Here is a 22,478-nt window from a genome sequence, read left to right as displayed (position 1 = left end):
CAGCTACATCAAATCGCGGCGGGGCAGTAGGCGGAATTGCGGATGGTGGCCCTGCCTAACTCGAAGCCCGCTGAAAACTCTGTTCAAAGAACAAAGGGCCGGATCGATGATCCGGCCCTTTGTTTGTTCTGCTCAGATCTTTCAACATGTCGTCCCGGCCTTGAGCCGGGACCCATAACCACGAATGCGCGTGGTGAAAGAAGGTAGCTGCCGTTGTGCCAATTCCATAGGACACGGCGTATGGGTCCCGGCTCAAGGCCGGGACGACGATGGATTTGTGTTACGCCGCCGCCTGCTTCTTCGGCGGGAAGCGGCCATAGAACGTCTCGCCCTTGGCCGCCATGTCCTCAAGCAATTTCGGCGGCGTGAAGCGGGAGCCGTATTTGGCTTCGAGTTTGTGGCAGAGTTCGACGAACTTCCTGGTGCCCATGAAGTCGATATAGGACAGCGTGCCGCCGGTGAACGGCGCAAAACCGAAGCCGAGGATCGAGCCGACGTCGGCCTCGCGCATGTCGGTGATGACGTGATCCTCCACCGTGCGCGCGGCTTCCACCGCCTGCACGACGAGAAAACGCTGCTTCAGTTCCTCGATGTCGAGCGTGTCAGGATCGAGCTTCTTCGGCTGCAGATCGGCAAGTCCGGTCCACAGGCTCTTCTGGCCCTTGCCCTTCTCGGGATAGTCGTAAAAGCCCTTGCTGTTCTTGCGGCCGAGACGGCCCTGCTTCTCCACCAGTTCCACCATCAGCTTCTTCTGATCGGGGTTGATGGAGTTCGGCCCGAGATCAGCCTCGGTCGCCTTCATCACCTTGAGCCCGAGGTCGAGCGCCACTTCATCTGACAGCGACAGCGGGCCGACCGGCATGCCGGCCATCTTGGCGCAGTTCTCGATCATCGCCGGCGGCACGCCTTCGAGGAACATCTCGTTGCCTTCGGCGATGTAGCGGCCGACGCAGCGGTTGGCGTAGAAGCCTCTGCTGTCGTTGACGACAATGGGCGTCTTGCCGATCATCCGCGTGTAATCCAGCGCGGTGGCAAGCGCGGCGTCGCCGGTGTTCTTGCCGACGATGATCTCGACCAGCATCATCTTCTCGACCGGCGAGAAGAAGTGGATACCGATGAACTTGCCCTGGTCCTTGAATTCCTCGGCCAGCGAGTTGATCGGCAGCGTCGAGGTGTTCGAGGCGAAGATCGCGCCATCCTTCAGGAGCGGCTGCGCCTTGGCGTAGGTTTCGGCCTTGACCTTGCGATCCTCGAACACGGCCTCGATGACAAGGTCGCAGTCTTTCAGCACGCCATAGTCGGCGGTGGCGCTGATGCGCGACATCACGGCGTCGCGGTCGCTTTCCTTGGCGCGGCCCTTCTTGATGAGATCGTCGATCACGGTCTGGGCGTGGCCCTTGCCCTTGTCGGCGCTGGCCTGGTCGCGGTCGATCAAGACGACGTCGATGCCGGCACGCGCCGAGACGTAGCCGACGCTGGCGCCCATGAAGCCGGCGCCGATCACGGCGAGCTTTTTCACCTTGGTCGGCGGCACGTTCTGCGGGCGGCGTGCACCCTTGTTCAGCTCCTGCATCGACAGGAACAGGCTGCGAATCATCGCGGCGGCTTCATTGGAGCGCAGGATCTGCGTGAAGTAGCGTGATTCAACACGGAGCGCCGCGTCGATCGGCAACTGCAGGCCTTCATAGACGCAGCTCATGATGGCGCGCGCCGCCGGATAATTGTCGTAGGTCTCGCGGCGGTAGATCGCGTTGCCCGCCGGGAACATCTGCATGCCCGCCTTGGAGAACACCGGGCCGCCGGGAAGCTTGAAGCCCTTTTCGTCCCAGGGCGCGACGGCCTTGCCGCCGCCCTTGATCCAGTCCTTCGCCGCCTTGATCATGTCGGCGGCCGGGACGATCGCATGAATGAGATTAAGGGCCTTCGCTCGGGTCAGGTTGATCGCCTCGCCCTTGAGCAGCAGCTGCATCGCATCGGCAGGCTGCACGATACGCGGCACGCGCTGGGTGCCGCCGGCGCCGGGGAACAGGCCGACCTTCACTTCGGGCAGGCCGAGCCGGGTCTTGGGATTGTCGGCGGCGACGCGGTAGTGGCAGGCCAGCGTCAGTTCAAAACCGCCGCCGAGCGCGAGGCCATTGATCGCGGCGACCCACGGCTTCCCTGAAATTTCGATGTTGCGATACACCTGCGAGAAGCGGCGGCTCTGGTCGAACAGCATCTGGTTGGCGGCCTCTTCGCCCTTGGCCTTGAGCAGATCGGCATATTGATGGGCCATGCCTTCGAGCATCGACAGGTCAGCGCCGGCGCACAGCGCTTCCTTGCCCGAGGTGATGACGACGCCCTTGACGGCGGCGTCGGCGGTGGTCTGCTTGACGATCTCCTCGAGTTCGGTGGCCGAGGTTTCGTCGAGCACGTTCATCGAACGGCCGGGCGTGTCCCAGGTGACGAGCACGATGCCGTCGGCGTCGGTTTCCAGCTTGAAATTCTTGAAGGCCATGTGTTGCTCCCGATTGCTTCTTCCTTCTCCCCTTGTGGGAGAAGGTGGCGCGCAAAGCGCGCCGGATGAGGGGTCTCTATCCAATGAGAGATATCTCTCCGCGGAGAGAACCCCTCACCCGTCGCCTCACTGCGTGAGGCGCCACCCTCTCCCACAAGGGGAGAGGGAAAAAATCAAACCCGCTCGATGATGGTCGCGGTGCCCATGCCGCCGCCGATGCACAGCGTCACCAGCGCGGTCGACTTGTTGGTGCGCTCGAGTTCATCGAGCACGGTGCCGAGGATCATCGCACCGGTCGCGCCCAGGGGATGGCCGAGCGCGATCGCGCCGCCATTGACGTTGATCCTGGAGCTGTCGATGTCGAAGGCCTGCATGTAGCGCAGCACCACCGAGGCGAAGGCCTCGTTGAGTTCGAACAGGTCGATGTCCGACTTCTTCATGCCGGAGCGCTCGAACAGCTTTTCGGTGACGTCGACCGGGCCGGTCAGCATCATCGCGGGCTCCGAGCCGATATTGGCAAAGGCGCGGATCTTCGCGCGCGCCTTCAGGCCGTGCTTGGCGCCCGCTTCCTTGCTGCCGAGCAGCACGGCGCCCGCGCCGTCGACGATGCCGGAGGAGTTGCCGGCGTGATGCACGTAGTTGATGCGCTCGACTTCGGGATGCGACTGGATCGCCACCGCATCGAAGCCGCCCATCTGGCCCATCGCCACGAACGATGGCTGCAACTGGCCGAGCGACTGCATCGTCGTTGAGGGGCGCATATGCTCATCCTTGGCGAGGATGGTGAGGCCGTTGATGTCCTTCACCGGCACCACGGAGTTCTTGAAGCGGCCCTCTTCCCAGGCTTTGGCGGCGCGCTGCTGGCTCTGCACCGCGTAGGCGTCGACGTCGTCGCGCGAAAAGCCGTATTTGGTGGCGATCAGGTCGGCCGAGACGCCCTGCGGCATGAAATAGGCCGGCACCGCCATCGAGGGATCCATCGGCCAGGCGCCGCCGGAAGCGCCGATGCCGACGCGGCTCATGGATTCGGCGCCGCCGCCGATCACGAGATCATGCTGGCCGGCCATGACCTGGGCGGCGGCAAAATTCACGGCGTCGAGGCCGGAAGCACAGAAGCGGCTGATCTGGACGCCGGGGACGGCCTGGCCGAGGCCGGCCTTGAGCGCTGCAAATCGCGCGATGTCGCTTCCGGCCTCGCCGACCGGATCGACCACGCCGAGCACGACGTCGTCGACGACGTCGACGGCGAGATTGTTGCGCTCCTTCAGCGCCTGCAGCGGCACGGTGGCGAGCGCCAGCGCGGTCACTTCATGCAGCGAGCCGTCGGCCTTGCCGCGGCCGCGCGGGGTGCGAACGTGATCGTAGATATATGCCTCAGGCATGGTTTTCTCCCGTTTCGGTGCAGGCTCTGATCGAGCGAGACGAATTTCAGAACAGTCAGATCGTGCGGTCCGTCATTGCGATGACGTGGATGGTGTGGCCGCACACACAGCTGTCGTCACCCGCGAAGGCGGGTGATCCAGTACGCCGCGGCTTTTCGGTTCTATCATCGACGTCTCTGGAATACTGGGTCGCCCGGTCAAGCCGGGCGATGACAACTGAATGTGTGGCCGCCTTCTCGCGACGCGTTGGCTCGTAATGACCTGTCAAAACGCTTCCGCCGCCAATTCCATGGTGGTCGCGCAGCCGGTCTGGATGCGCGCAAGGTGCACCGTCGTTTCCGGCAGCATCCGCTCCATGAAGAAGCGGCCGGTCACCAGCTTGGTGGTCAGATAGGGCGTGGCGCCAGAGGACGCAATCTTGTCCTGCGCCACCTTGGCCATCCGCGCCCACATATAGGCAAAGGTGACGAGGCCGAACAATTGCATGTAGTCGGTGGCGGCGGCGCCGGCATTGTCCGGCTTGGTGAGCGCGTTCTGCATCAGCCAGCCGGTGGCCTGCTGCAGGTGGCCGAGCGCGGTCGAGAGCGGCGTCACGAACGGCTTCATCGCCTCGTCGGCGCCGTGCTCCTTGGCGAAGGCCCCGACCTCGCCGAAGAACGCCATCACGGCGCGGCCGCCGTCGCGCGGCAGTTTGCGCCCGACGAGATCGAGCGCCTGAATGCCGTTGGCGCCTTCATAGAGCATGGCGATGCGCGCATCGCGCACGAACTGCTCCATGCCGTGTTCGGCGATATAGCCGTGGCCGCCATACATCTGCTGCGCCAGCACCGAATTCGAGAAACCGACATCGGTCATCACGCCCTTCATGACCGGCGTCATCAGGCCCATGTGGTCGTCGGCTTCCTGGCGATCCTTCGGGTCGGAGGAGCGGTGGGCGACGTCGCTCTTCAGCGCGGTCCACACCACCATCGCGCGGGCAGCCTCGTTGAAGGCGCGGATCGTCAGCAGCACGCGGCGCACGTCGGGATGCACGATGATCGGATCGGCCGGCTTGTCCGGATCTTTGGCGCCCGTCAGCGACCGGCCCTGCAGGCGCTCGCGCGCATAATTGACCGCGTTCTGATAGGCGACCTCTGACTGTGCGAGGCCCTGCACCGCGACGCCGAGGCGGGCCTCGTTCATCATCACGAACATGCCCTGCATGCCCTTGTTCTCTTCGCCGATCAGCCAGCCGGTGGCGCCGTCATAGTTCATCACGCAGGTGGAATTGCCGTGAATGCCCATCTTGTGCTCGATCGAACCGCAGGACACGCCATTGCGTGCGCCGAGCGAACCGTCGGCATTGACCAGCACCTTCGGCACCACGAACAGCGAGACGCCCTTGATGCCCGCGGGCGCGCCTTCGATGCGCGCCAGCACCAGATGGATAATGTTGTCGGCGAGATCGTGCTCGCCGGCCGAGATGAAGATCTTGGTGCCCGTAATCTTGTAGCTGCCATCGGCCTGCTTGACCGCCTTGGTGCGGAGCAGGCCGAGATCGGTGCCGCATTGCGGCTCGGTGAGGTTCATGGTGCCGGTCCACTCGCCCGCCACCATCTTCGGCACGAACATGTTCTTCTGTTCGGGCTTGCCGTGCACCATCAATGCCGCGGTCGCGCCCATGGTCAGGCCGCCATACATCGAAAACGCCATGTTGGCCGAGCTCTGGAATTCGGTCACGACCTGGCTCAGCGTGACCGGCAGCCCCTGCCCGCCATATTCCGAAGGTGCCGACAGCCCGAGCCAGCCGCCTTCGGCGACCTGCTTGAAGGCTTCCTTGAAACCTTTCGGCGTGGTGACGCGGCCGTCATCATGGCGGACGCAGCCCTGGAGATCACCGACGCGGTTGAGCGGCTGCAGCACTTCTTCGGAAAGCTTGGCCGCTTCACCGAGGATCGCTTCGCGGACATCCGCGGAAGCGTCGGTAAAACCCGGGAGATTGTCGTAGCGGTCGATCTGGAACACATCGTTGAGCAGAAACGTGACGTCTTCAACGGGGGCTTTGTAAGTCGGCATGGTGTTCTCCCGGCAGGGCAGAATGAATTGGCTGATTACGTTTCAGGTGAAAGTCGGCAAGCCAGCAGGCGCTTCGGATTTCAGAGACGGACCTTATCCGGTTCCGGACGACGCGGCCTCACTGTTTTGCGAGTTGCGCGCCCATCAATTGATGCAGCAGGTTCATCGCCTTGAGCGGCCGCACCATCACCTTGAAATGCGTGATCTTGCCATCCGCGAAGGTGATGATGTCGACACCGTTGATCACGATGCCGTCGATTTCTTTTTCGAATTCGAGCACGGCGCCATTGTCGCTGCGCCATTCGCCGACATATCTGAATCCCGGGCCGCCCAGCACTTTCTCGGCGCTCGACAGATATTTGAAGGTGATGTCACGCCCGCGCTGCGGGGTATGGACCACGGGACTCTCGAACACCGCGTCGGGGTGCAGCAGATCCCACAGCGCCGCTAGGTCGTGCGACTTCATGTAGCCGTACCATTTGTCCAGGCCGGTTATGGCGGCAGTCACGGTCATGATGCGTCTCCGATCGGCTCGATACGGGTTCAGCCCAATCTTTATGCACGTTGACGCATATGCAACTTTATGCATAAAGTCAACGCGGCAATTTGGTCGGGAGACTGGGCCCCTTCTACTTTGCATGGGGTTGTTTTCGCGATTTTTGAAAGGGTCGGCGCTTGGCGCTCGGTGACGCAATCCTTGCTTGTCTGACGGAACGTCCGATGTCGGGCTATGAGCTCGCCAAGACGTTCGATTCCTCGATCGGGTTCTTCTGGAAGGCCGACCACCAGCAGATCTATCGCGAACTCTCGAAACTCAGGGATCGCGGCCATATCCAGGGCCACGAGGTGGTCCAGTCCGGCAAGCCCAACAAGCTGGTCTATACGCTGACACAAGAGGGCCGGGCTGCGCTGCGGCACTGGGGCGCCCGGCCGAGCAGCCCGCCAATGATGAAGGACGACCTGCTGGTACGGCTGTGCGCGCTCGACAGCTTCGATATCGAGCCCTTGCGCGCCGACCTGATGGCGCGGCTGGAACATCACCGCGACCGCTACGCGCGCTACGAGCGCATTCTGAACAAGCTGTTCCCGGACGGCAAAGCCACCTCCGTCGCCGATACCGGCAAGCTGCTGGGACTGCGCATCGGCCTGCGCCACGAACAAGCCGTGGCGGAATGGTGCGAAGAGGCGATCGAGACCCTGGCCGCCGTCGCGAAACCTGCTCTCGTCCTGCTGCTCGAAGACACCAGCCGCGAAAACAACGGCTGAGCGGCAGCGGAACCGGCTGGTCGGGTTCCAAAGTTAACTTTAGGGCGGTCCGGCCCCATTCCTTAACCCGTTATTTACCGTAACGCGAAAAAGTCAGGTTCTGAGGCAGACGACCTGCGCGGAATTCGATTGTCTCCTGGGTGGGACGCGCGGGGAGGCTGAAGGCGCAGGAAGCGCCGGAGTCAGAACCGGACGAGAGCATGAATTCGCGCGTATCGTGGAGTGTAGAGGGCATCGATCCATCGGTCCGCGAAAGGGCCGAGGCTGCCGCGCGGCGCGCTGGCATGTCGCTGAGCGACTGGCTCAATTCCACCATCGGCGATTCCGCCCCTCCGAATTTCCGTGCGTCCCATGACGAGCAGCCGGCGATGCCGAGCGCGGAGAGCCGCGAGGTTGCGGACATTCACCAGCGGCTCGATTCGATCACCCGGCAGATCGATCAGATTTCCCGCCCCGCCCCGCGGAGCGACGCGCCCCGAACCGAAGCGCCCCGCGCTGAGCCGACCGTCGCGCGGCAGCTGAATGACGCCATTTCGCGCCTCGATGCGCGGCTGTCGCAGATTTCAAACCACGCCCCGCGCCAACCGACGGTCCAGGAGCGGCAGCGCCAGACCGAGATGGTCGAGCGCGCCGCGGCGCAAGTCTATCGTCCCTCGCCGCCGCTGAGCCCGTCGTCGTTTGATTCGGCGATCGCCGAAATCGCCGCGCGCCAGAACGAACTGGACGGGGTGCCGTCCCGGCAGATGCCGCCGCGCAGCGCGCCGCCGATGGCGGCAGGTGTGCCGCCGATGGCGCCGAGCGCCCCTGCCATGGCTTATGCGCCACCGATGCAGCCGCCTGCACCGGCGCCCGCGCCTGCTCCGATGCCCGCCGGTCCGGATTTTTCGTCGCTGGAACGGCATCTGCTCAAGATCACAAGCCAGATCGAGGCGCTGCAGCGCCCCGACAATGTCGAGCAGTCGATTGCGGCCTTCCGCACCGAGCTTGCCGATATCCGCCGCGCCATCACCGAAGCGATGCCGCGCCAGGCGATCGATTCGATCGAGAACGAAATCCGCTCGCTGTCGCGCCGGATCGACGAAACCCGCCAGAACGGCACCGACGCCAACGTGCTGGCCAACCTCGAGCGCGCGCTCGGCGAAATCTACGACGCGCTGCGCTCGCTGAAGCCGGCCGAGCAACTCGCGGGTTATGACGACGCGATCCGCAATCTCGGCACCAAGCTCGACCTGATCCTGCGTACGAACGACGATCCGTCGACGGTGCGTCAGCTCGAAGACGCGATCTCGGCGATGCGCTCGATCGCCTCCAACGTTGCGTCCAACGATGCGCTGGCGCGGGTTTCCGACGATCTGCATGCGCTGTCGGCCAAGGTCGATCAATTGTCCCGCGCCGGCGACAACAGCGAGTCGCTGGCCAGCCTTGAACAGCGCATTGCCGCGCTGACCTCGTCGATCGAAACGCGCGAGCGGCCGGTCGCAAGCGACAATTCCGAATATATCGAAGGCGCGCTGCGCTCGCTGTCCGAACGCCTGGATCGGATCCCGGCCGGCAACGACAATGCTTCGGCGTTCACCCATCTCGAACAGCGCGTGACCTATCTGCTGGAACGCCTGGAGACCTCCGGCGGCCAGGGCGGTTCTGGCGGCGGCAATCTCGGGCGCGTCGAGGCAGGGCTGCAGGACATCCTGCGCCATCTCGAACACCAGCACGCGAATTTGGCCAGGCTCGCCGACAACACCAGCAGCTATGCGGCGCCGCAGTCGATGGATTCCGGCATCGTCGAAGCCGTCAAGCGTGAATTGTCGGACATCCGTTTCAACCAGTCGGAAACCGACCGCCGCACCCAGGATTCGCTGGAGACGGTTCACAGCACGCTCGGCCATGTGGTCGATCGGCTGGCGATGATCGAAGGCGATCTGCGCGCGGTTCGCGCCGCACCGCCAGTGGCAGCGCCTGCCCCCGCTTCATTCGAAGCCCCGGCGGAAGCGCCGCGCGCGGCGATGCCGCCGTCGAGCTTTGCACCGCCGGCCTATGTCCCTCAGGCTCAGCCGCAGGCCTTTGCCCCGCAGCCGAAACCGGAATTGCCGAATCCCGCAGCCGCGCAGGAGCATTTTACCGCCGCGCCGCGCGACTTCCATGCCGCGGAGCCGGTAGCGCCGCCGGCCATTCCGCCGATGACGCCGCGTGCCATCAGCGAAATCCTCGAGCCGCACGCAGCCCCGCCACGCACCGCGATCGCGCCGGAATTGCCGCCGGATCATCCGCTGGAGCCGGGCACACGGCCGACCGCACGGGCGTCGTCGCCATCGGAGCGGATCGCCGCGTCGGAAAGCGTGATCAACGAAATTTCCGCGGCCGCCAAGGAGCCGGTCAGTTCGTCGAGCTTCATCGCCGCCGCCCGCCGCGCCGCGCAGGCCGCTGCCGCGGCGCCCGCCAACGAGAAGGCGGCCAAGGCTGCTGCGAAGGCTAACTCGAAGGCCGCCAAGGTTACCGCCATCGACAAGGGCAAGACCGACGGCAAGGGGCCGTCGAACATCACCTCCAAGATCCGCTCGCTGCTGGTCGGCGCGAGCGTATTCGCGATCGTGCTCAGCACCTTCCAGCTGGCGATGACGCTGCTCGACACCGGCAGCGCGCCGCAAATACCGCAGATGGAATCCACCGATCCGGCGCCGGCCTCAAAAGCCCCGGCCGAGAACAGCGCCAAGCCCGCCATGCCGGCACCGGCTGGGCCCTCCATGATGTCGCCCGCCCCGATCGGACGGCAATCGAACAACAGCTCCGCACCGAACACGCTGGATGGCGCGCAAGTCGCTATTCCCCAATCCACGATTCCTCAGGCCATTATTCCTCAAGCCGCTATTCCTCAGACCGCGATCGCGCCGCAGGCGGCGATGTCCATCCCGCCACAAGCGGTGATGTCGCCGATCAATGCCAGCGACATCACCGGCGCGCTCCCGGCCCTGCCAGCCAACGGCAAGCCTGGAATGGTACAGGTGCCGCCGGGCGAGCAACTGCCCGATGGCATCGGCGGACCGATGCTGCGCGCCGCTGCGCTGAAGGGCGATCCGACTGCAGCCTATGAAGTCGGCGTGCGCTTTGCCGAGGGCAAGGGCGTGGCAGCCAATCTCGACGAAGCCGCGAAATGGTATGACCGCGCGGCGCAAGCCGGCGTGGTGCCCGCGATCTTCCGGCTCGGCACCTTCTACGAGAAGGGCATGAGCGTCAAAAAGGACGCCGATGTCGCGCGGCGTTACTATCTGCAGGCGGCCGAACGCGGCAACGCCAAGGCGATGCACAATCTGGCCGTGCTCGACGCCGATGGCGGCGGCAAGGGCGCCAACTACAAGGTCGCGTCGCAATGGTTCCGCAAGGCGGCCGACCGCGGCGTCGCCGACAGCCAGTTCAACCTCGGCATCCTCTACGCCCGCGGCATCGGGGTCGAGCAGAACCTCGCCGAATCCTTCAAATGGTTCAGCCTCGCAGCCGCGCAGGGCGATGCGGATTCCGGCCGCAAGCGTGACGATATCGCCAAGCGCCTCGACGCCCAGTCGCTAGCGGCGGCCAAGCTCGCGATCCAGACCTTTACGCCGGAGCCGCAGCCCGACGCCGCCGTCAATGTCGCAACCCCGGCCGGCGGCTGGGATCCGACGCCTGCGCCCGCAACTGCGACCAAACCCGCCGCCAAGCAGGCTTCGACCAAGCGCGCCGCGGTCCGTTGAAGTCGGCGGCGGCGCCGCTGGCATCGCCCCGATAATCCCTCCATATAAAGCCGTATCATCTGATGGGGCCAGCGTGGCCTCGCACGGCTTTGCAGTGAGGATCGATTGTCTGCCGAAGATGGTCAGGACGGGGAAGGCCATTTCCGAAGGTCGCCGACCGGGCCTTCGGTCGCGCCGCCGCGCAAGCTGGCCGAGCAGTCCGCGCCTTCGCCTTGGCGATCTGCTCCGCCGCCGCCTCCTCCGCAGCAACCGCAAACGGCGCGCAGCCAATGGCCGCTTGGCTCGATTCTCATCTTCGTGCTGCTGGTTTCCAGCATCGCCATTCAAGCCTATCGCGACCTCTCACGGCCCGATGCCTGGGATTACTGGAAAGACCAGTATAGCTCGCCAAGCCTGACGTCCTCCGTGGCCGCCAAACTCGATCTCGATGGCGCGGCGCGCGACCGGCGCGCCCTGTTCATCAAGGGGGAGATCGGGCCCGCGGCGGCAAGATGGTTCCGTGAAAGGCTGGACGAGGCCCAGCTTGTCGCCGGCGACGTGATCCTGATGTCCTCGCCCGGCGGCGATTTGAATCAGGCCGCGATCATGGGCGAGATCATTCGCTCGCGCGGTCTGATGACGGCGGTCGGCACCGCCGATGCCGCAGGCCGCGTCAAACCCTCCTATTGCGCCAGCGCCTGCGTGCTGGTCTATGCCGGCGGCAAGAGCCGCATCGGCGTGTCGGGCTCAGGCTTGGGCGTGCACCGGTTTACCACGACAAGGCAAGTGGATGATCCGCTCGCCGAAGCCCAGAAGATATCAGGCGCGGTGCTGGGCTATATGACCAAAATGGGGGTTTCGTCGTCGGTCGTACAAGCCATGTCCGAGACCAAGGACATCCGCTGGCTTGCGCCGAAGGAGGCGCTCGCCATGAACCTCGTCACCGATCCGGTCGGAAAGCCCTGATTGCTGTCGTCCCGGCCTTGAGCCGGGACGACGAAAATTATTCCCCACCCCCCGCCGCGCATATGTGCAGGTGCGGCAAATAATTGCCTTCCGGGGCATTCTTTAGTCCCCCCTGCCACTGATCTGGGTTATGCAAAGACGCGGCAACCGGTCCGCGTGCGCTGACCCTGCGCGCCAATCGGATTCCACTGCCGGCAAATGCTCGAAACCATGCCCTGAGCGGCCTTTAGGCCGGGTCAGCGGCAGACAACGAGAAGCAGACGCGCGTGCAGCTCTACCTTCCGATCGCCGACATTCCGGTCAATGTTTTCCTCATCCTGGCGATGGGCGCGGCGGTTGGTTTCGTCTCCGGCATGTTCGGTATCGGCGGCGGCTTCCTGATGACGCCGCTGTTGATCTTCGTCGGTATCGCGCCCGCGGTCGCGGTCGCCTCGGTCGCGAGCCATATCGCGGCTTCCTCCTTCTCGGGCGCGATATCCTATTGGAGGCGACGATCCATCGATCCCATTCTGGCGGTGGTCTTGTTGACCGGCGGCACTGTCGGGACCGCGCTGGGGGTCTGGACGTTTACGCTGCTGCGCTCGCTCGGCCAGCTCGATCTGTTGATCGCGACGTCCTACGTGATCCTGCTGACCACGGTCGGCGGGCTGATGTTCTGGGAAGGCCTGCGCGCGCTGCTGCGGGCCCGGCGCGGCGGTGCGGCGACGATACGCCGCCCCGGCAGCCATGGCTGGATTCACGGCCTGCCGCTGAAGATGCGATTCAAGCGCTCGAAGATCTATCTGTCCGTGATTCCCGTCGTCGTGATCGGCCTGATTATCGGCTTCATCGGCGCCGTCATGGGCATCGGCGGCGGTTTCATCCTGGTACCGCTGATGATCTACGTGCTGCGGGTGCCGACTTCGACCGTGGTCGGCACCTCGATGGTGCTGACGCTGGTGACGATGATATTCGCTACCCTGCTGCATGCGGTGACCAACCATCTGGTCGACGCCGTGCTGGCGCTGATCCTGATGATCGGCGGCGTGACCGGCGCCCAGTTCGGCGCCCGCGCCGGCCAGAAGATCCGCGGCGAACATCTGCGGCTACTGCTCGGGCTTCTGGTGCTCGCCGTCGGTATCCGCTTTGCCGTCGAACTGGTGATCCGGCCGGCCGATCTGTTCACGATCCGCGAAACGGGAGGCGGGGTATGAGCGCGCGCACCTCGCTCCTCGTGGCAAGTCTCGTGCTGGGTGCCGCGCTCGCCATTTCGCCGGCATGCGCCGAGCGGCTGATCGTGTCGGTGTCGAACCACCGCGTCACGGTGACGCCGAATTATTCCGGCGAGGAGCTGGTGCTGTTCGGCTCGGTCGAGAAGGACGTGCAGACGCCGGCCGGCCGCAACAATTACGATCTGGTCGTGACCGTCAGCGGACCGCGCGCCGACATGGTGACACGGCGCAAGGAGCGCAAATTCGGCATCTGGATCAACACCGACTCCCGGCAATTCCTCAAAGTGCCGACCTATCTGGCGCTGTTTTCCAACCGGCCGTTCGATGCCATCGCTTCCCCCGAAGTGCAGCGCCGGCAGCAACTCGGTCTCAACAATGTCCTGCTGACCCAGCGCGTCGGTCCCGATTTTGCCGACGTCGTGCCCAACGATCCGTTCCGCAGCGCGTTCGTGCGGCTGCGGACCCAGCACGGGCTTTATCGCGAGGAGCAATCGGCCGTGACGTTCCTGACGCCGACGCTGTTCCGCACCGGCATTCCGCTGCCGGGCGAAGTGCCGATCGGCACCTACGACGTCGAGATCAAGCTGTTCGCCGACGGCGCGCTGGTCACGCGCACCGAAACCGCGTTCGAGATCGTCAAGGTCGGTTTCGAACAGTTCATCGCCAACGCCGCCCACAACAATGGTTTCGCCTACGGGCTGGTGACGGCCTTCATGGCGCTGATGACGGGCTGGATGGCGTCGATCGTATTCCGGAAGGATTAGATTCAGGTAGCCCGGATGAAGCGAAGCGTAATCCTGGGCCGGCGTCACTTTTGTTCCCGGATTTCGCTTCGCTTCATCCGCAGAACTTGCGTAGACAAGCCGCCGCGGCTCACGCGGGATGCAAAGGCTCGATCACCGTCGTGACACCCGGCTCCAGAATCCGCAGGCGCGGCCCAAAGCCGAGCGCATCGAAGGTAACGCGCAGATCATTCGCGTTCTGGCGGAAATGCGCCCACCCGTCGGTATGAACAGGCACGATCACGGCATCGGAGAACGCGCGCGCGGTCTCGATCGTATCGTTGGTGTCCATCGTGAGATGGAAGGGGCCACGGGTCTGCGCCGCGCCCGCGAACGGCAGCACCACGCCGGCCCTGAATCGCTTTGCGACCTCGGCGACGCCGTCGAACCAGACCGTGTCACCGCTGATATAGACCGGGCGGCTGCCTGATTTGTTCGACGCCACCACGAAGCCGATGACATCGCCCGACAGCGGCTCGATGCCCGCCGGACCATGACGCGCCGGCGTCGCGGTGACCGTCAGTGAACGGCCGTTGCTGCCGGTGAGTTCGGTGACGCCCCATGGCGAAAATCCTTCCGCCTTGCCGCCGAGCCGCCTAGCGCCGGCTTCCGTCGTCAGCACGCGTTTTGCCCTTTTGAGAAACTCGCGGCCGGAATGGTCGAGATTGTCGGAATGCTGGTCATGGCTGAGCAGCACGGCATCGACTTCACCGATCCTCTCCGCGGTCACCGCGGGGCCCACCAGCTTTTCCAGCTTCACATGCGGCAATTGATAGGCGCCGGGCGCATCGAAGGTCGGATCGGTGAGCAGGCGGAAGCCATCGATTTCAATCAGTGCGGTCGGGCCGCCGACCAGGGTGATGGATAAGGTCATGATGCACTCCTTTGCGAAGCGGGAGCGGCCACCGCAGCGGGCCGCGTCACCAGATAGATCCCGAGCGCCACCGGAATGATCCCGAGCAGGTCGCGGAATTCGACGTGCTCGCCGAGCACGAGGAAAGCGAACAACATGCCGAGCGGCGGCATCAGGAAATGATAGGCGCTCGCTGCCGTCGCGCCGCAAACCTTCAACAGATGAAACCACAGCAAATAGGCAAGGATCGATCCGCCCAGCACCAGGAAGGCGAATGCGCCGAGCAGCCGCGCGCTCGGCACGATGTCGCTGACGCTGGAAAACGTGAAGGCGAACGGCAGCAGCGCCAGGCCGCCGGCGAGATTCTGCACACCGTTGCCGACCCACAGGCTGCCCTTCGGCGCCAGCACCTTGAACAGGATGGTGCCGACCACGATCGAGGCGAGCGACGCCAGCGTGTAGACGATGCCATCCACGCTGTCCGACCCAACCGACATGCGATGCCAGACGATGAAGCCGACGCCGGCGATGCCGAGTAAAAGTCCCGTCACCTTGCGCCAGGTCAGCGCCTCGCCGAGAAACACCGCGGCCGCGACAGCCGTGAACACCGGATTGGCGCTGACGATCAGGCCGCCGAGGCCGGCCGATACGGTCTTGAGGCCGGTGTACCCCAGCCCGAGATAGAGCGCGTTGTTGGCGACGCCGAGCACCGCGAACACGGCCACGTCGCGCCAGCTGAGCTGCCATCCCTCGCTGCGCAGGGCGGATATGCCGAGGATCAGGACGCCTGCGAGCGAAAACCGCGCCGTGAGCAGGATCAGCGGCGGACAATCGGTGACGCCGATCTTGCCGGCGACGAAGGCAAAGCTCCAGAGCAGGCAGAACAGCGTGATCGTGAGCGGCAGCCAATTGAAACCGGCGCGGGGAACGGCAATCGAGGGCGCGAGCGACATGGAAGTCTCCTTTGCCCATGATGTAGGCCCGCGCCTTGATATTTAGAAATTAAATGATAGACTGATATCCAGTTGATTTGTGAATAGCCCCGGTTTTGGAGAGTGGAGACGAGCCATGGCCATGCTCGATCTGGAACTGCTGCGCAGCTTCGTCTCGGTGGTGGATTCCGGCGGCTTCACCCGCGCCGGCGAGCGCGTCCACCGCACCCAGTCGACCGTCAGCCAGCAGATCAAGCGGCTGGAGGAGGACATCGGCCAGCCGCTGCTGAACCGGAGCGGCAAGGACGTCACGCCGACCGAAGCCGGTGAGCGGCTGCTGTCCTATGCGCGGCGGCTGCTGTCGCTGGCCGAAGAAGCCCGCGATGTGCTGACGCGCCCCGGCAGTGAAGGCGCGATCCGGCTCGGCGTGCCCGAAGATTTTGCCGCCTACCGGCTGGCGAAATTGCTGGCGGCGTTTTCACGCTCGCATCCCGGATTGCGGATGGATGTCCGCTCCGACCAAAGCACTTACCTGAAGCGCGACCTCGAACGCGGCGAACTCGATCTGGCGCTGTTCAAACGCGCCGCCGGCGAGAAAGTCGGCATCGCCGTGTGGCCCGAACGGGTGCACTGGGTCACCAGCAAGAGCCGGCCGCGCGATACCACCACGGGCTCGGTGCCGCTGATCGGCTTTCCCACTGGCTGCCTCTATCGTTCGCGCGCGATCCACGCGCTGGAAAGCGCCGGCCGCGCCTGGCACATGACCTACACGTCCTCCAGCCTCTCCGGCATCCAGGCCGCCGTCGCCGCCGGCATGGGGCTGAGCATCCTGTCCGAGATGGCGATCCAGGCCGACCACCGCGTGCTGACCGCGAAAGACGGTTTTGCACCGATCGACCGGACGGAAGTCGCGCTGGTCGCCGCACCGGATGCCAGCCCCGCCACGTTGCGGCTCGCCGATCGGCTGGCGGAGTTTTGCAACGCGGTGCAGGCGAAGGCGGCGTAGCTGGCGGCGAACCCGGTGCGCGCCCTCTCCCGCGTGCGGGGGTGAGGGTGCGCACCAAGTAACGCATACCGAATGGTGCGTCGGGATCAGTTTACTTTCATGTTGCCGGCGCCATCGACGTCGCTGCCAGGATTGTATCCGGAGTCGTGCAGGTTCTTGAGGTACACCCGGTGAGAGGGGGTATCGGCCGGGACAGAACCCCCAGCCATGGAAGCGTTGGCGTCGTGGTAGTGGCGGCGCTGCGTTCCAGCCACCCTGGCTCCGGCACGTCCATTGTACGCACCGTTTTCAAAATTCGCAGCGCCCGCACCTGCTGCGCCGCCCGGCTCCGCCATCATCTTGCTGGCGGGGGTCGGCGCGCCTTTGTTCAGGACATCGCGATCCGGATACATTGCGCAGTCCGTGCACTGCGCAAACGCCGCGGACGTCAGAGCGATCGACATCAAGGATGCGGCAACGAGTGTTTTGTAGTTCATGGTATTTGCTCCATGGTTAAGCGAGTTACAGCTCGCTTTGTTTTGTAATTGGCCTGTTGTCCCGGAGGGACAACCCGGCTCTCCCGCCGAGGTCTCATGCGTTTTTCGAGGCAGTCGATGGCCCCCGTTTACGCATTGGAGTCGCGGCGCACATGGAGGACACCGACTCCCTTTCGGCCGTCGCCAAACTCCATGTGCCGTTGTCGATAGCTTGGCGCGGTGCTGTTGCGCCAATCAACAATGGCTCACCGCATAGTGAAATGGAGTTGACTCACAATTTCAGAATCTACCGATAGATTCGGTCGCAGACGCTGATGCGCGTTCGCTTGGCTTTGGCTCGTATCAGCTTTGGCTTGTATCAACAGTGAGCTGCGGTCGCTCTCTCAGTAACACCGCGACGCCGCGATCGCGTGCAGTCTGCTGTCGCCGAGCACGTGCGCCATCAGGCCCGGTGTCTGGAATATCTTTGCAAACGCCGGATCGCGGATGCTGAGGCCGCCGGTATAGGCGCCGAACGCCGGCATTACCGCGCGCTCGCCGTCGCAGGCGAAGCAGCGCCGCTCCATCGCACGGCCGCGGGTGGCGACGCGGGCCTTGGGATGCAGATGGCCGGCGATTTCGCCTGACGCGCCCGTGGGCTCATGACGGAACGTGATGTTGCCGATCGCGACTTCATTGGCGACGACGCCGCCGAGATCCGAAGGCAAGGCCGGATCGTGATTGCCCGCGATCCAGATCCAGTCGCGCCGCGCCTGCATCGCCGCAAGCGCCTCGCGATCGGGCGCGGACAGCCGCTCATGCGCGTCGCGGTCGTGAAAACTGTCGCCGAGCGCGATCACCATGCGCGGGTCGTGCCGCGCGATCACGGCGGCAAGCCGGCCCAGCGTTGCCACCGTGTCATAGGGCGGCAGCAGCACGCCGCGCGCGGCGAAGCTGGAGCCTTTTTCCAGATGCAGGTCGGAAACGACCAGCAGGCGCTGTTCCTGCCAGAACAGCGCGCCGGAGAGATCGGCGAGGAAAGTTACATCCGCAATCGCGACCTTCGAAACCCGCGCCATTTGTTCATCGTCCGAAGATTGCGCCGCTGCCGTCACGTTCTATCCTGTCGCTTCCTTGACCAGTTCGTCCGCGGCTTCCGCCAGCAACTCGTCGGCCGCTTCGCCATAGACTGACTCGCGGCCGATTTCCAGCATCACCGGCACCGCGAGCGGCGAGACACGGTCGAGTTCCCGATGGATGATTCGGCCCTGAATACGCGACAGCATATCACCGAGCCGCTTGAGGTCGAGCAACCCGGTGGCGGCATCGGCGCGCGCGGCACGCAGCAGCACATGGTCGGCCTGGTGCTTGCGCAGCACGTCGTAGATCAAATCGGTCGAGAACAGCACCTGGCGGCGGGACTTTTCCTCGCCGGTGAAGCGCCGCGCGATCAGGCCTGATATCACCGCGCAGAAGGTGCGCTTCATCAGCGCGGATTCGGCGAGCCACGCCTCGAGATCGTCGCCCAGCATGTCTGGATCGAACAGCGCGTTGAGATCGAGCTTGCCATGGCGGATCATGAACGACATGTCGCCGAGCCCCCACACCGCGACCGCATATTCATTGGCGACAAAGCCGAGCGGCCGCACCCGCGCCCGTTCCATCCGCCGCGTCAGCAACATGCCGAGCGTCTGGTGCGCCAGCCGCCCCTCGAAGGGATAGCAGATCAAATAATGTTTGTTGCCGCGCGGGAAGGTTTCGATCAGCAATTCCCGCACCGCCGGCACGCGCGAAAAATGCCGTTGCAGCGACAGCCAGTCGCGCACCTGATCGGGCAGCGCGTTCCAGGCTCGCTTGTCGTCGAGCAATTTACGCACGCGCTCGGCCAAATAGGTCGACAACGGAAACTTGCCGCCCATATAGGACGGCACCTTGGCGTCCGCATCGTTGGCGCGCGAAACGTAGACCTGATCTTCGGCGAGCGCCTCGTAGCGCACCACCTCGCCGCCGAACACAAAGGTGTCCCCGACCACCAGTCCCTCGATGAAGTACTCCTCGATCTCGCCGAGCATCCGCCCGCCGCGCCCAAGTGCGCCGGTCGCTCCCGCACCGCCGCCGCGCGAACGCACCAGCCGGACTTTGAGCATCGGTTCTTCGACGATGGTGCCGACATTGAGGCGATAGCTCTGCCGCACGCGGGGATTAGCGACGCGCCAGCGGCCTTGCTTGTCCTGCTTGATGCGCGCGAAGCGCTCATAGGTTTTCAGCGCGTAACCGCCGGTGGCGACGAAATCGACCACGTCGTCGAAATCGGTGCGCGTCAAACCTGAATACGGCGCCGACGTCAGCACTTCCTCGTAGAGCTCATCGGAGAGAAACGGCTCGCCGCAGGCGCACCCCAACACGTGCTGCGCCAATACGTCGAGCGCGCCCTTACGTAACGGCGGGGTATCCTGCGCATTCTCCGCGATCGCGTCGATCGCAACGGCGCATTCCAGCACCTCGAAGCGGTTGGCCGGCACCAGCACGGCGCGCGAGGGTTCGTCTAACCGATGGTTGGCGCGGCCGATCCGCTGCATCAGCCGCGAGGACCCCTTCGGCGCGCCGACATTGATGACGAGGTCGATGTCGCCCCAGTCGATACCGAGGTCGAGCGAAGAGGTGCAGACCACGCCGCGCAATTTGCCGGCCGCCATCGCGTCCTCGACCTTGCGGCGCTGCGCGACGTCGAGTGAGCCGTGATGCAGCGCAATCGCCAGGCCGTCGTCGTTCATGCGCCAGAAATCCTGGAACAGCATTTCGGCCTGGCTGCGGGTGTTGACGAACACCAGCGTGGTCTTGTTGCGCTTGATCAGTTCGTACATTTCGCCGAGCGCATGGCGGGCGCTGTGCCCGGCCCATGGCAGGCGCTCCCTGGTGTCGAGCATCTCGACCACGGGCGCTGCGGCGCCGCCGGCAACGACAATGTCGGCGGCTTCTATCTTGCGGTCGCGCTGCGGCACCAGGAACCGCGCCAGCGATTCCGGCTCGGCGACCGTCGCCGACAATCCGATGCCGCGCATTTCGGGCGCCAGCCGCCACAGCCGCGCCAGTCCCAGCGACAGCAGATCGCCGCGCTTGGACGTGACCAGCGCATGCAACTCATCGAGCACGATGCGTTTCAGTGAGCCGAACAGGAACGGCGCATCGTCGGAGGACAACAGCAGCGCCAGTTGTTCCGGCGTGGTCAGCAGGATATCCGGCGGATAGCGCCGCTGCCGCTGCCGGCGCGACACCGGCGTGTCGCCGGTGCGGGTCTCGACCTTGATCGGCAGGCCCATCTCGGCGATCGGCGTCTCCAGGTTGCGCGCGATATCGACCGCGAGTGCCTTCAGGGGCGAGATGTAAAGGGTGTGCAGACCGCCGGTACGCTTGACGCCGCGGCCGGTGGAGATCAGTTCGGGGCGGGATGATTTTGCCGCAAGCTCGCTCTTCTCCCCTCCCCCCGCGCGCGAAGCGCGTGGTGGGGTCCGAGGCGAGCAAAGCTCGCTCTCGAGGTCGGGGGTGGGGGGTAGCGCAGCAGACTCGGTATTGGCATGGGAACACGCGGAGACACCCCCCACCCCCGACCCCTCCCCACCGCTACGCGGAGGGAGGGGAGAAGAACGCATCGTGGATGACAGAGCAGACAACTCCACCAGCGTCGGCAAAAAACCCGCCAGCGTTTTGCCGGCGCCGGTCGGCGCGATCAGCAGCGCCGAGCGATCGTCCCGCGCCTTCGCCAGCAGTTCCAGCTGATGTTCACGCGGCGACCAGCCGCGCGACGCAAACCACCGAAGGAAGCGGTCGGGCAGCAGCGCGGCCGGCTCGGCCGATATGGCGGGTAAGATTCGGGACGGCACAAACCAAGAACTAAGCCGTTCAGCCCGCTACGTCGAGGGTTATGGTGAGTTCACCGTCGTTCCGGGGCACTCAGAGCGCGAACCCCAGATGTGCAATTGCACATCGGGGAACCTCGAGATTCTCAGATGTGCAATTGCACATCATAGTTCGATGCTGCGCATCGCCCCGGAATGACGCCCAAGATTATTCCGTCACCGGCTTGTCGGAAATATCCCAGTCCTTGCCGTTGAACTGCGAGATGAAGAGCGTCTTCATCGGCGTGTAGTCCTCCGGCGTGTAGCTGAAATTGACGCCGTCGAGGAAATACGGCGAGTGGAAGCCGGCCAGCGTCGTCGCCTGTTTCAGCACATTGGCGCGGGTGAGATCGTCGCCGCAGCGGCGCAGGATTTCCGCCATCGACGCCACCTGGCCGTAGCCGGCGAAGGCGATGGTGTTGTCAGGATCGACATTGGGCAGATATTTCTTGCGCAGCGCCTCGAACGCCATCACGTCGGGATCCTTTTCCCAGCGCGGCACGCCGACTTCCTTGGCGTAACGGATGGCGACGATGCCGGTGGCATTCTCGAAACCGGCGGCGCTGAGGATCGAACGTCCGGTCGATCCCGCCGACAGCAATTGCAGTGGCTTCCAGCCGAGCTCGACCACCTTGCGGATCGACTGCGACGACGCCTTGCCGGTAGAGATGTTGTAGAAAACATCCGCGCCCGACTTCGATAGATTGATCAGCTGCGAATCGATGGTCGGCTCGGTCAGATCGTAGGTCTGCTCCATGATCACCTTGGCGGTACCGCCGGCTTCCTCCAGAACCTTCTTGAACGGCGCCAGGAAATCGCGGCCAAAATCGTCGTTCTGGTAGAGAATGCCGATTTTGGCATTCGGCTTCGTCGCCACCACGTACTTGGCGAGAATGCGCGCCTCGGTCGGATACAGCGGCAGGCCCGCCATGGTCCATTTGAAATTCTTCGGATCGTTCCATTTCGACGCGCCGGTGTTGAGCATCAGCTGCGGCACGCCCTTTGAGTTGAGGTATTTGTGCACGGCGGTCTGCGGCGCGGTGCCGAGCGAGCCGAACAGCGCCAGCACTTCGTCATTCTCCACCAGGCGCCGCGTCGCTTCCACGCATTTCGGCGCGCTGTAGGCGTCATCCATGGTCAAGAACTTGACCTTCCGGCCGTTGATGCCACCCTTTTCGTTCAGCATCTGGAAATAGGCTTCGCCGACACGGCCGAGCACGCCATAGAGCGAACCCGGGCCGCTGTGCGGCACGGTCTGGCCCAGCTTGATTTCGGTATCGGTCGCGCCCGGATCGTATTTCTTCTCGGCGGCCCAGACGAACGGGGCGGGCAATACGGAAGCCGCGAGGGCGGATAGCGCGGTGGCGCCGAACTCGCGCCGTGTTTGCTTGTTTTTCATTGTTGTCTCTCCCTTTGTTGTTGTCGATGCCTGAATGCAGCGATCTTCATTCAGGTTGTGCGGATCGAAATTGG

General features: G+C 64.3%; 16 protein-coding genes. 6 read left to right on the top strand and 10 right to left on the bottom strand.

Annotation, left to right across the window (positions count from 1 at the left end; genetic code table 11):
* Window positions 1–280: 280 nt before the first annotated feature.
* The 4 genes from JQ567_RS10150 to JQ567_RS10135 form a co-directional block, all read right to left on the bottom strand.
* A complete protein-coding gene (locus JQ567_RS10150) occupies window positions 281–2,497 on the bottom strand; it encodes a 3-hydroxyacyl-CoA dehydrogenase NAD-binding domain-containing protein (RefSeq protein WP_212438672.1) in 2,217 nt (738 codons plus the stop codon).
* 173 nt (window positions 2,498–2,670) lie between these two features.
* Window positions 2,671–3,879, bottom strand: a complete 1,209-nt coding sequence (locus JQ567_RS10145; RefSeq protein WP_212438671.1) for an acetyl-CoA C-acetyltransferase — start codon at window positions 3,877–3,879, stop codon at window positions 2,671–2,673.
* Between the two features lie 264 nt (window positions 3,880–4,143).
* On the bottom strand, window positions 4,144–5,934 hold the full coding sequence (locus JQ567_RS10140; RefSeq protein WP_212438670.1) for an acyl-CoA dehydrogenase C-terminal domain-containing protein: 1,791 nt from the start codon (window positions 5,932–5,934) through the stop codon (window positions 4,144–4,146).
* A 118-nt stretch (window positions 5,935–6,052) separates the two neighbouring features.
* A complete protein-coding gene (locus JQ567_RS10135; protein WP_212438669.1) occupies window positions 6,053–6,448 on the bottom strand; it encodes a nuclear transport factor 2 family protein in 396 nt (131 codons plus the stop codon).
* Between the two features lie 161 nt (window positions 6,449–6,609).
* Between JQ567_RS10135 and JQ567_RS10130 the strand changes: the two genes are divergently transcribed.
* The 5 genes from JQ567_RS10130 to JQ567_RS10110 all read left to right on the top strand — a co-directional run bounded on the left by JQ567_RS10130 (window position 6,610) and on the right by JQ567_RS10110 (window position 13,845).
* Window positions 6,610–7,200 (top strand): PadR family transcriptional regulator, encoded by a 591-nt coding sequence (locus tag JQ567_RS10130; protein ID WP_212438668.1) that lies wholly within the window; start codon window positions 6,610–6,612, stop codon window positions 7,198–7,200.
* Window positions 7,201–7,400: 200 nt separating this feature from the next.
* Window positions 7,401–10,925 (top strand): tetratricopeptide repeat protein, encoded by a 3,525-nt coding sequence (locus JQ567_RS10125; protein ID WP_212438667.1) that lies wholly within the window; start codon window positions 7,401–7,403, stop codon window positions 10,923–10,925.
* A gap of 105 nt (window positions 10,926–11,030) precedes the next feature.
* Complete coding sequence (locus JQ567_RS10120) at window positions 11,031–11,870, top strand: hypothetical protein (RefSeq protein WP_212438666.1); 840 nt, start codon at window positions 11,031–11,033, stop codon at window positions 11,868–11,870.
* A 266-nt stretch (window positions 11,871–12,136) separates the two neighbouring features.
* Complete coding sequence (locus tag JQ567_RS10115; protein WP_212276156.1) at window positions 12,137–13,063, top strand: sulfite exporter TauE/SafE family protein; 927 nt, start codon at window positions 12,137–12,139, stop codon at window positions 13,061–13,063.
* Window positions 13,060–13,845, top strand: a complete 786-nt coding sequence (locus tag JQ567_RS10110; RefSeq protein WP_212438665.1) for a TIGR02186 family protein — start codon at window positions 13,060–13,062, stop codon at window positions 13,843–13,845. The genes JQ567_RS10115 and JQ567_RS10110 overlap by 4 nt, the downstream gene beginning before the upstream one ends.
* A 109-nt stretch (window positions 13,846–13,954) precedes the next feature.
* On the opposite strand, the gene JQ567_RS10105 is transcribed toward JQ567_RS10110, so the two are convergent.
* Together JQ567_RS10105 and JQ567_RS10100 are read right to left on the bottom strand one after the other, a co-directional pair.
* Window positions 13,955–14,737, bottom strand: a complete 783-nt coding sequence (locus tag JQ567_RS10105; RefSeq protein WP_212438664.1) for an MBL fold metallo-hydrolase — start codon at window positions 14,735–14,737, stop codon at window positions 13,955–13,957.
* Complete coding sequence (locus tag JQ567_RS10100; protein ID WP_212438663.1) at window positions 14,734–15,669, bottom strand: DMT family transporter; 936 nt, start codon at window positions 15,667–15,669, stop codon at window positions 14,734–14,736. The genes JQ567_RS10105 and JQ567_RS10100 overlap by 4 nt, the downstream gene beginning before the upstream one ends.
* Window positions 15,670–15,790: 121 nt before the next feature.
* Between JQ567_RS10100 and JQ567_RS10095 the strand changes: the two genes are divergently transcribed.
* Window positions 15,791–16,654, top strand: coding sequence for a LysR substrate-binding domain-containing protein (locus JQ567_RS10095; RefSeq protein WP_212438712.1), 864 nt, complete (start codon window positions 15,791–15,793; stop codon window positions 16,652–16,654).
* A gap of 86 nt (window positions 16,655–16,740) precedes the next feature.
* Here the strand turns inward: JQ567_RS10095 and JQ567_RS10090 are convergent, their stop codons facing one another.
* From JQ567_RS10090 to JQ567_RS10075, 4 genes are all read right to left on the bottom strand, one after another.
* On the bottom strand, window positions 16,741–17,130 hold the full coding sequence (locus JQ567_RS10090) for a hypothetical protein (protein ID WP_212438662.1): 390 nt from the start codon (window positions 17,128–17,130) through the stop codon (window positions 16,741–16,743).
* 383 nt (window positions 17,131–17,513) lie between these two features.
* On the bottom strand, window positions 17,514–18,188 hold the full coding sequence (gene pdeM, locus JQ567_RS10085) for a ligase-associated DNA damage response endonuclease PdeM (protein ID WP_212438661.1): 675 nt from the start codon (window positions 18,186–18,188) through the stop codon (window positions 17,514–17,516).
* A 39-nt stretch (window positions 18,189–18,227) separates the two neighbouring features.
* The gene (locus tag JQ567_RS10080; RefSeq protein WP_212438660.1) at window positions 18,228–20,990 is read right to left on the bottom strand and encodes a ligase-associated DNA damage response DEXH box helicase; all 2,763 of its coding nucleotides are present in this window, start codon (window positions 20,988–20,990) and stop codon (window positions 18,228–18,230) included.
* Window positions 20,991–21,174: 184 nt separating this feature from the next.
* Window positions 21,175–22,404: an ABC transporter substrate-binding protein gene (locus JQ567_RS10075; RefSeq protein ID WP_212438659.1), complete on the bottom strand. Its 1,230-nt coding sequence runs from the start codon at window positions 22,402–22,404 to the stop codon at window positions 21,175–21,177.
* Window positions 22,405–22,478 lie beyond the last annotated feature (74 nt).

The organism is Bradyrhizobium sp. AUGA SZCCT0431 (assembly GCF_018131065.1).
In the GTDB taxonomy this organism is placed as follows: Bacteria; Pseudomonadota; Alphaproteobacteria; order Rhizobiales; family Xanthobacteraceae; genus Bradyrhizobium.
Note: the sequence above shows the minus strand (reverse complement) of the source record. Positions and strands in the feature narration are given on the sequence as shown.

What these genes read in the sequence shown, in the direction of transcription:
- JQ567_RS10150 (WP_212438672.1), bottom strand. Translation starts at nt 2,497, where the DNA reads ATGGCCTTCAAGAATTTCAAGCTGGAAACCGACGCCGACGGCATCGTG.
- JQ567_RS10145 (WP_212438671.1), bottom strand. Translation starts at nt 3,879, where the DNA reads ATGCCTGAGGCATATATCTACGATCACGTTCGCACCCCGCGCGGCCGC.
- JQ567_RS10140 (WP_212438670.1), bottom strand. Translation starts at nt 5,934, where the DNA reads ATGCCGACTTACAAAGCCCCCGTTGAAGACGTCACGTTTCTGCTCAAC.
- JQ567_RS10135 (WP_212438669.1), bottom strand. Translation starts at nt 6,448, where the DNA reads ATGACCGTGACTGCCGCCATAACCGGCCTGGACAAATGGTACGGCTAC.
- JQ567_RS10125 (WP_212438667.1), top strand. Translation starts at nt 7,401, where the DNA reads ATGAATTCGCGCGTATCGTGGAGTGTAGAGGGCATCGATCCATCGGTC.
- JQ567_RS10110 (WP_212438665.1), top strand. Translation starts at nt 13,060, where the DNA reads ATGAGCGCGCGCACCTCGCTCCTCGTGGCAAGTCTCGTGCTGGGTGCC.
- JQ567_RS10105 (WP_212438664.1), bottom strand. Translation starts at nt 14,737, where the DNA reads ATGACCTTATCCATCACCCTGGTCGGCGGCCCGACCGCACTGATTGAA.
- JQ567_RS10100 (WP_212438663.1), bottom strand. Translation starts at nt 15,669, where the DNA reads ATGTCGCTCGCGCCCTCGATTGCCGTTCCCCGCGCCGGTTTCAATTGG.
- JQ567_RS10095 (WP_212438712.1), top strand. Translation starts at nt 15,791, where the DNA reads ATGCTCGATCTGGAACTGCTGCGCAGCTTCGTCTCGGTGGTGGATTCC.
- JQ567_RS10090 (WP_212438662.1), bottom strand. Translation starts at nt 17,130, where the DNA reads ATGAACTACAAAACACTCGTTGCCGCATCCTTGATGTCGATCGCTCTG.
- pdeM (WP_212438661.1), bottom strand. Translation starts at nt 18,188, where the DNA reads ATGGCGCGGGTTTCGAAGGTCGCGATTGCGGATGTAACTTTCCTCGCC.
- JQ567_RS10075 (WP_212438659.1), bottom strand. Translation starts at nt 22,404, where the DNA reads ATGAAAAACAAGCAAACACGGCGCGAGTTCGGCGCCACCGCGCTATCC.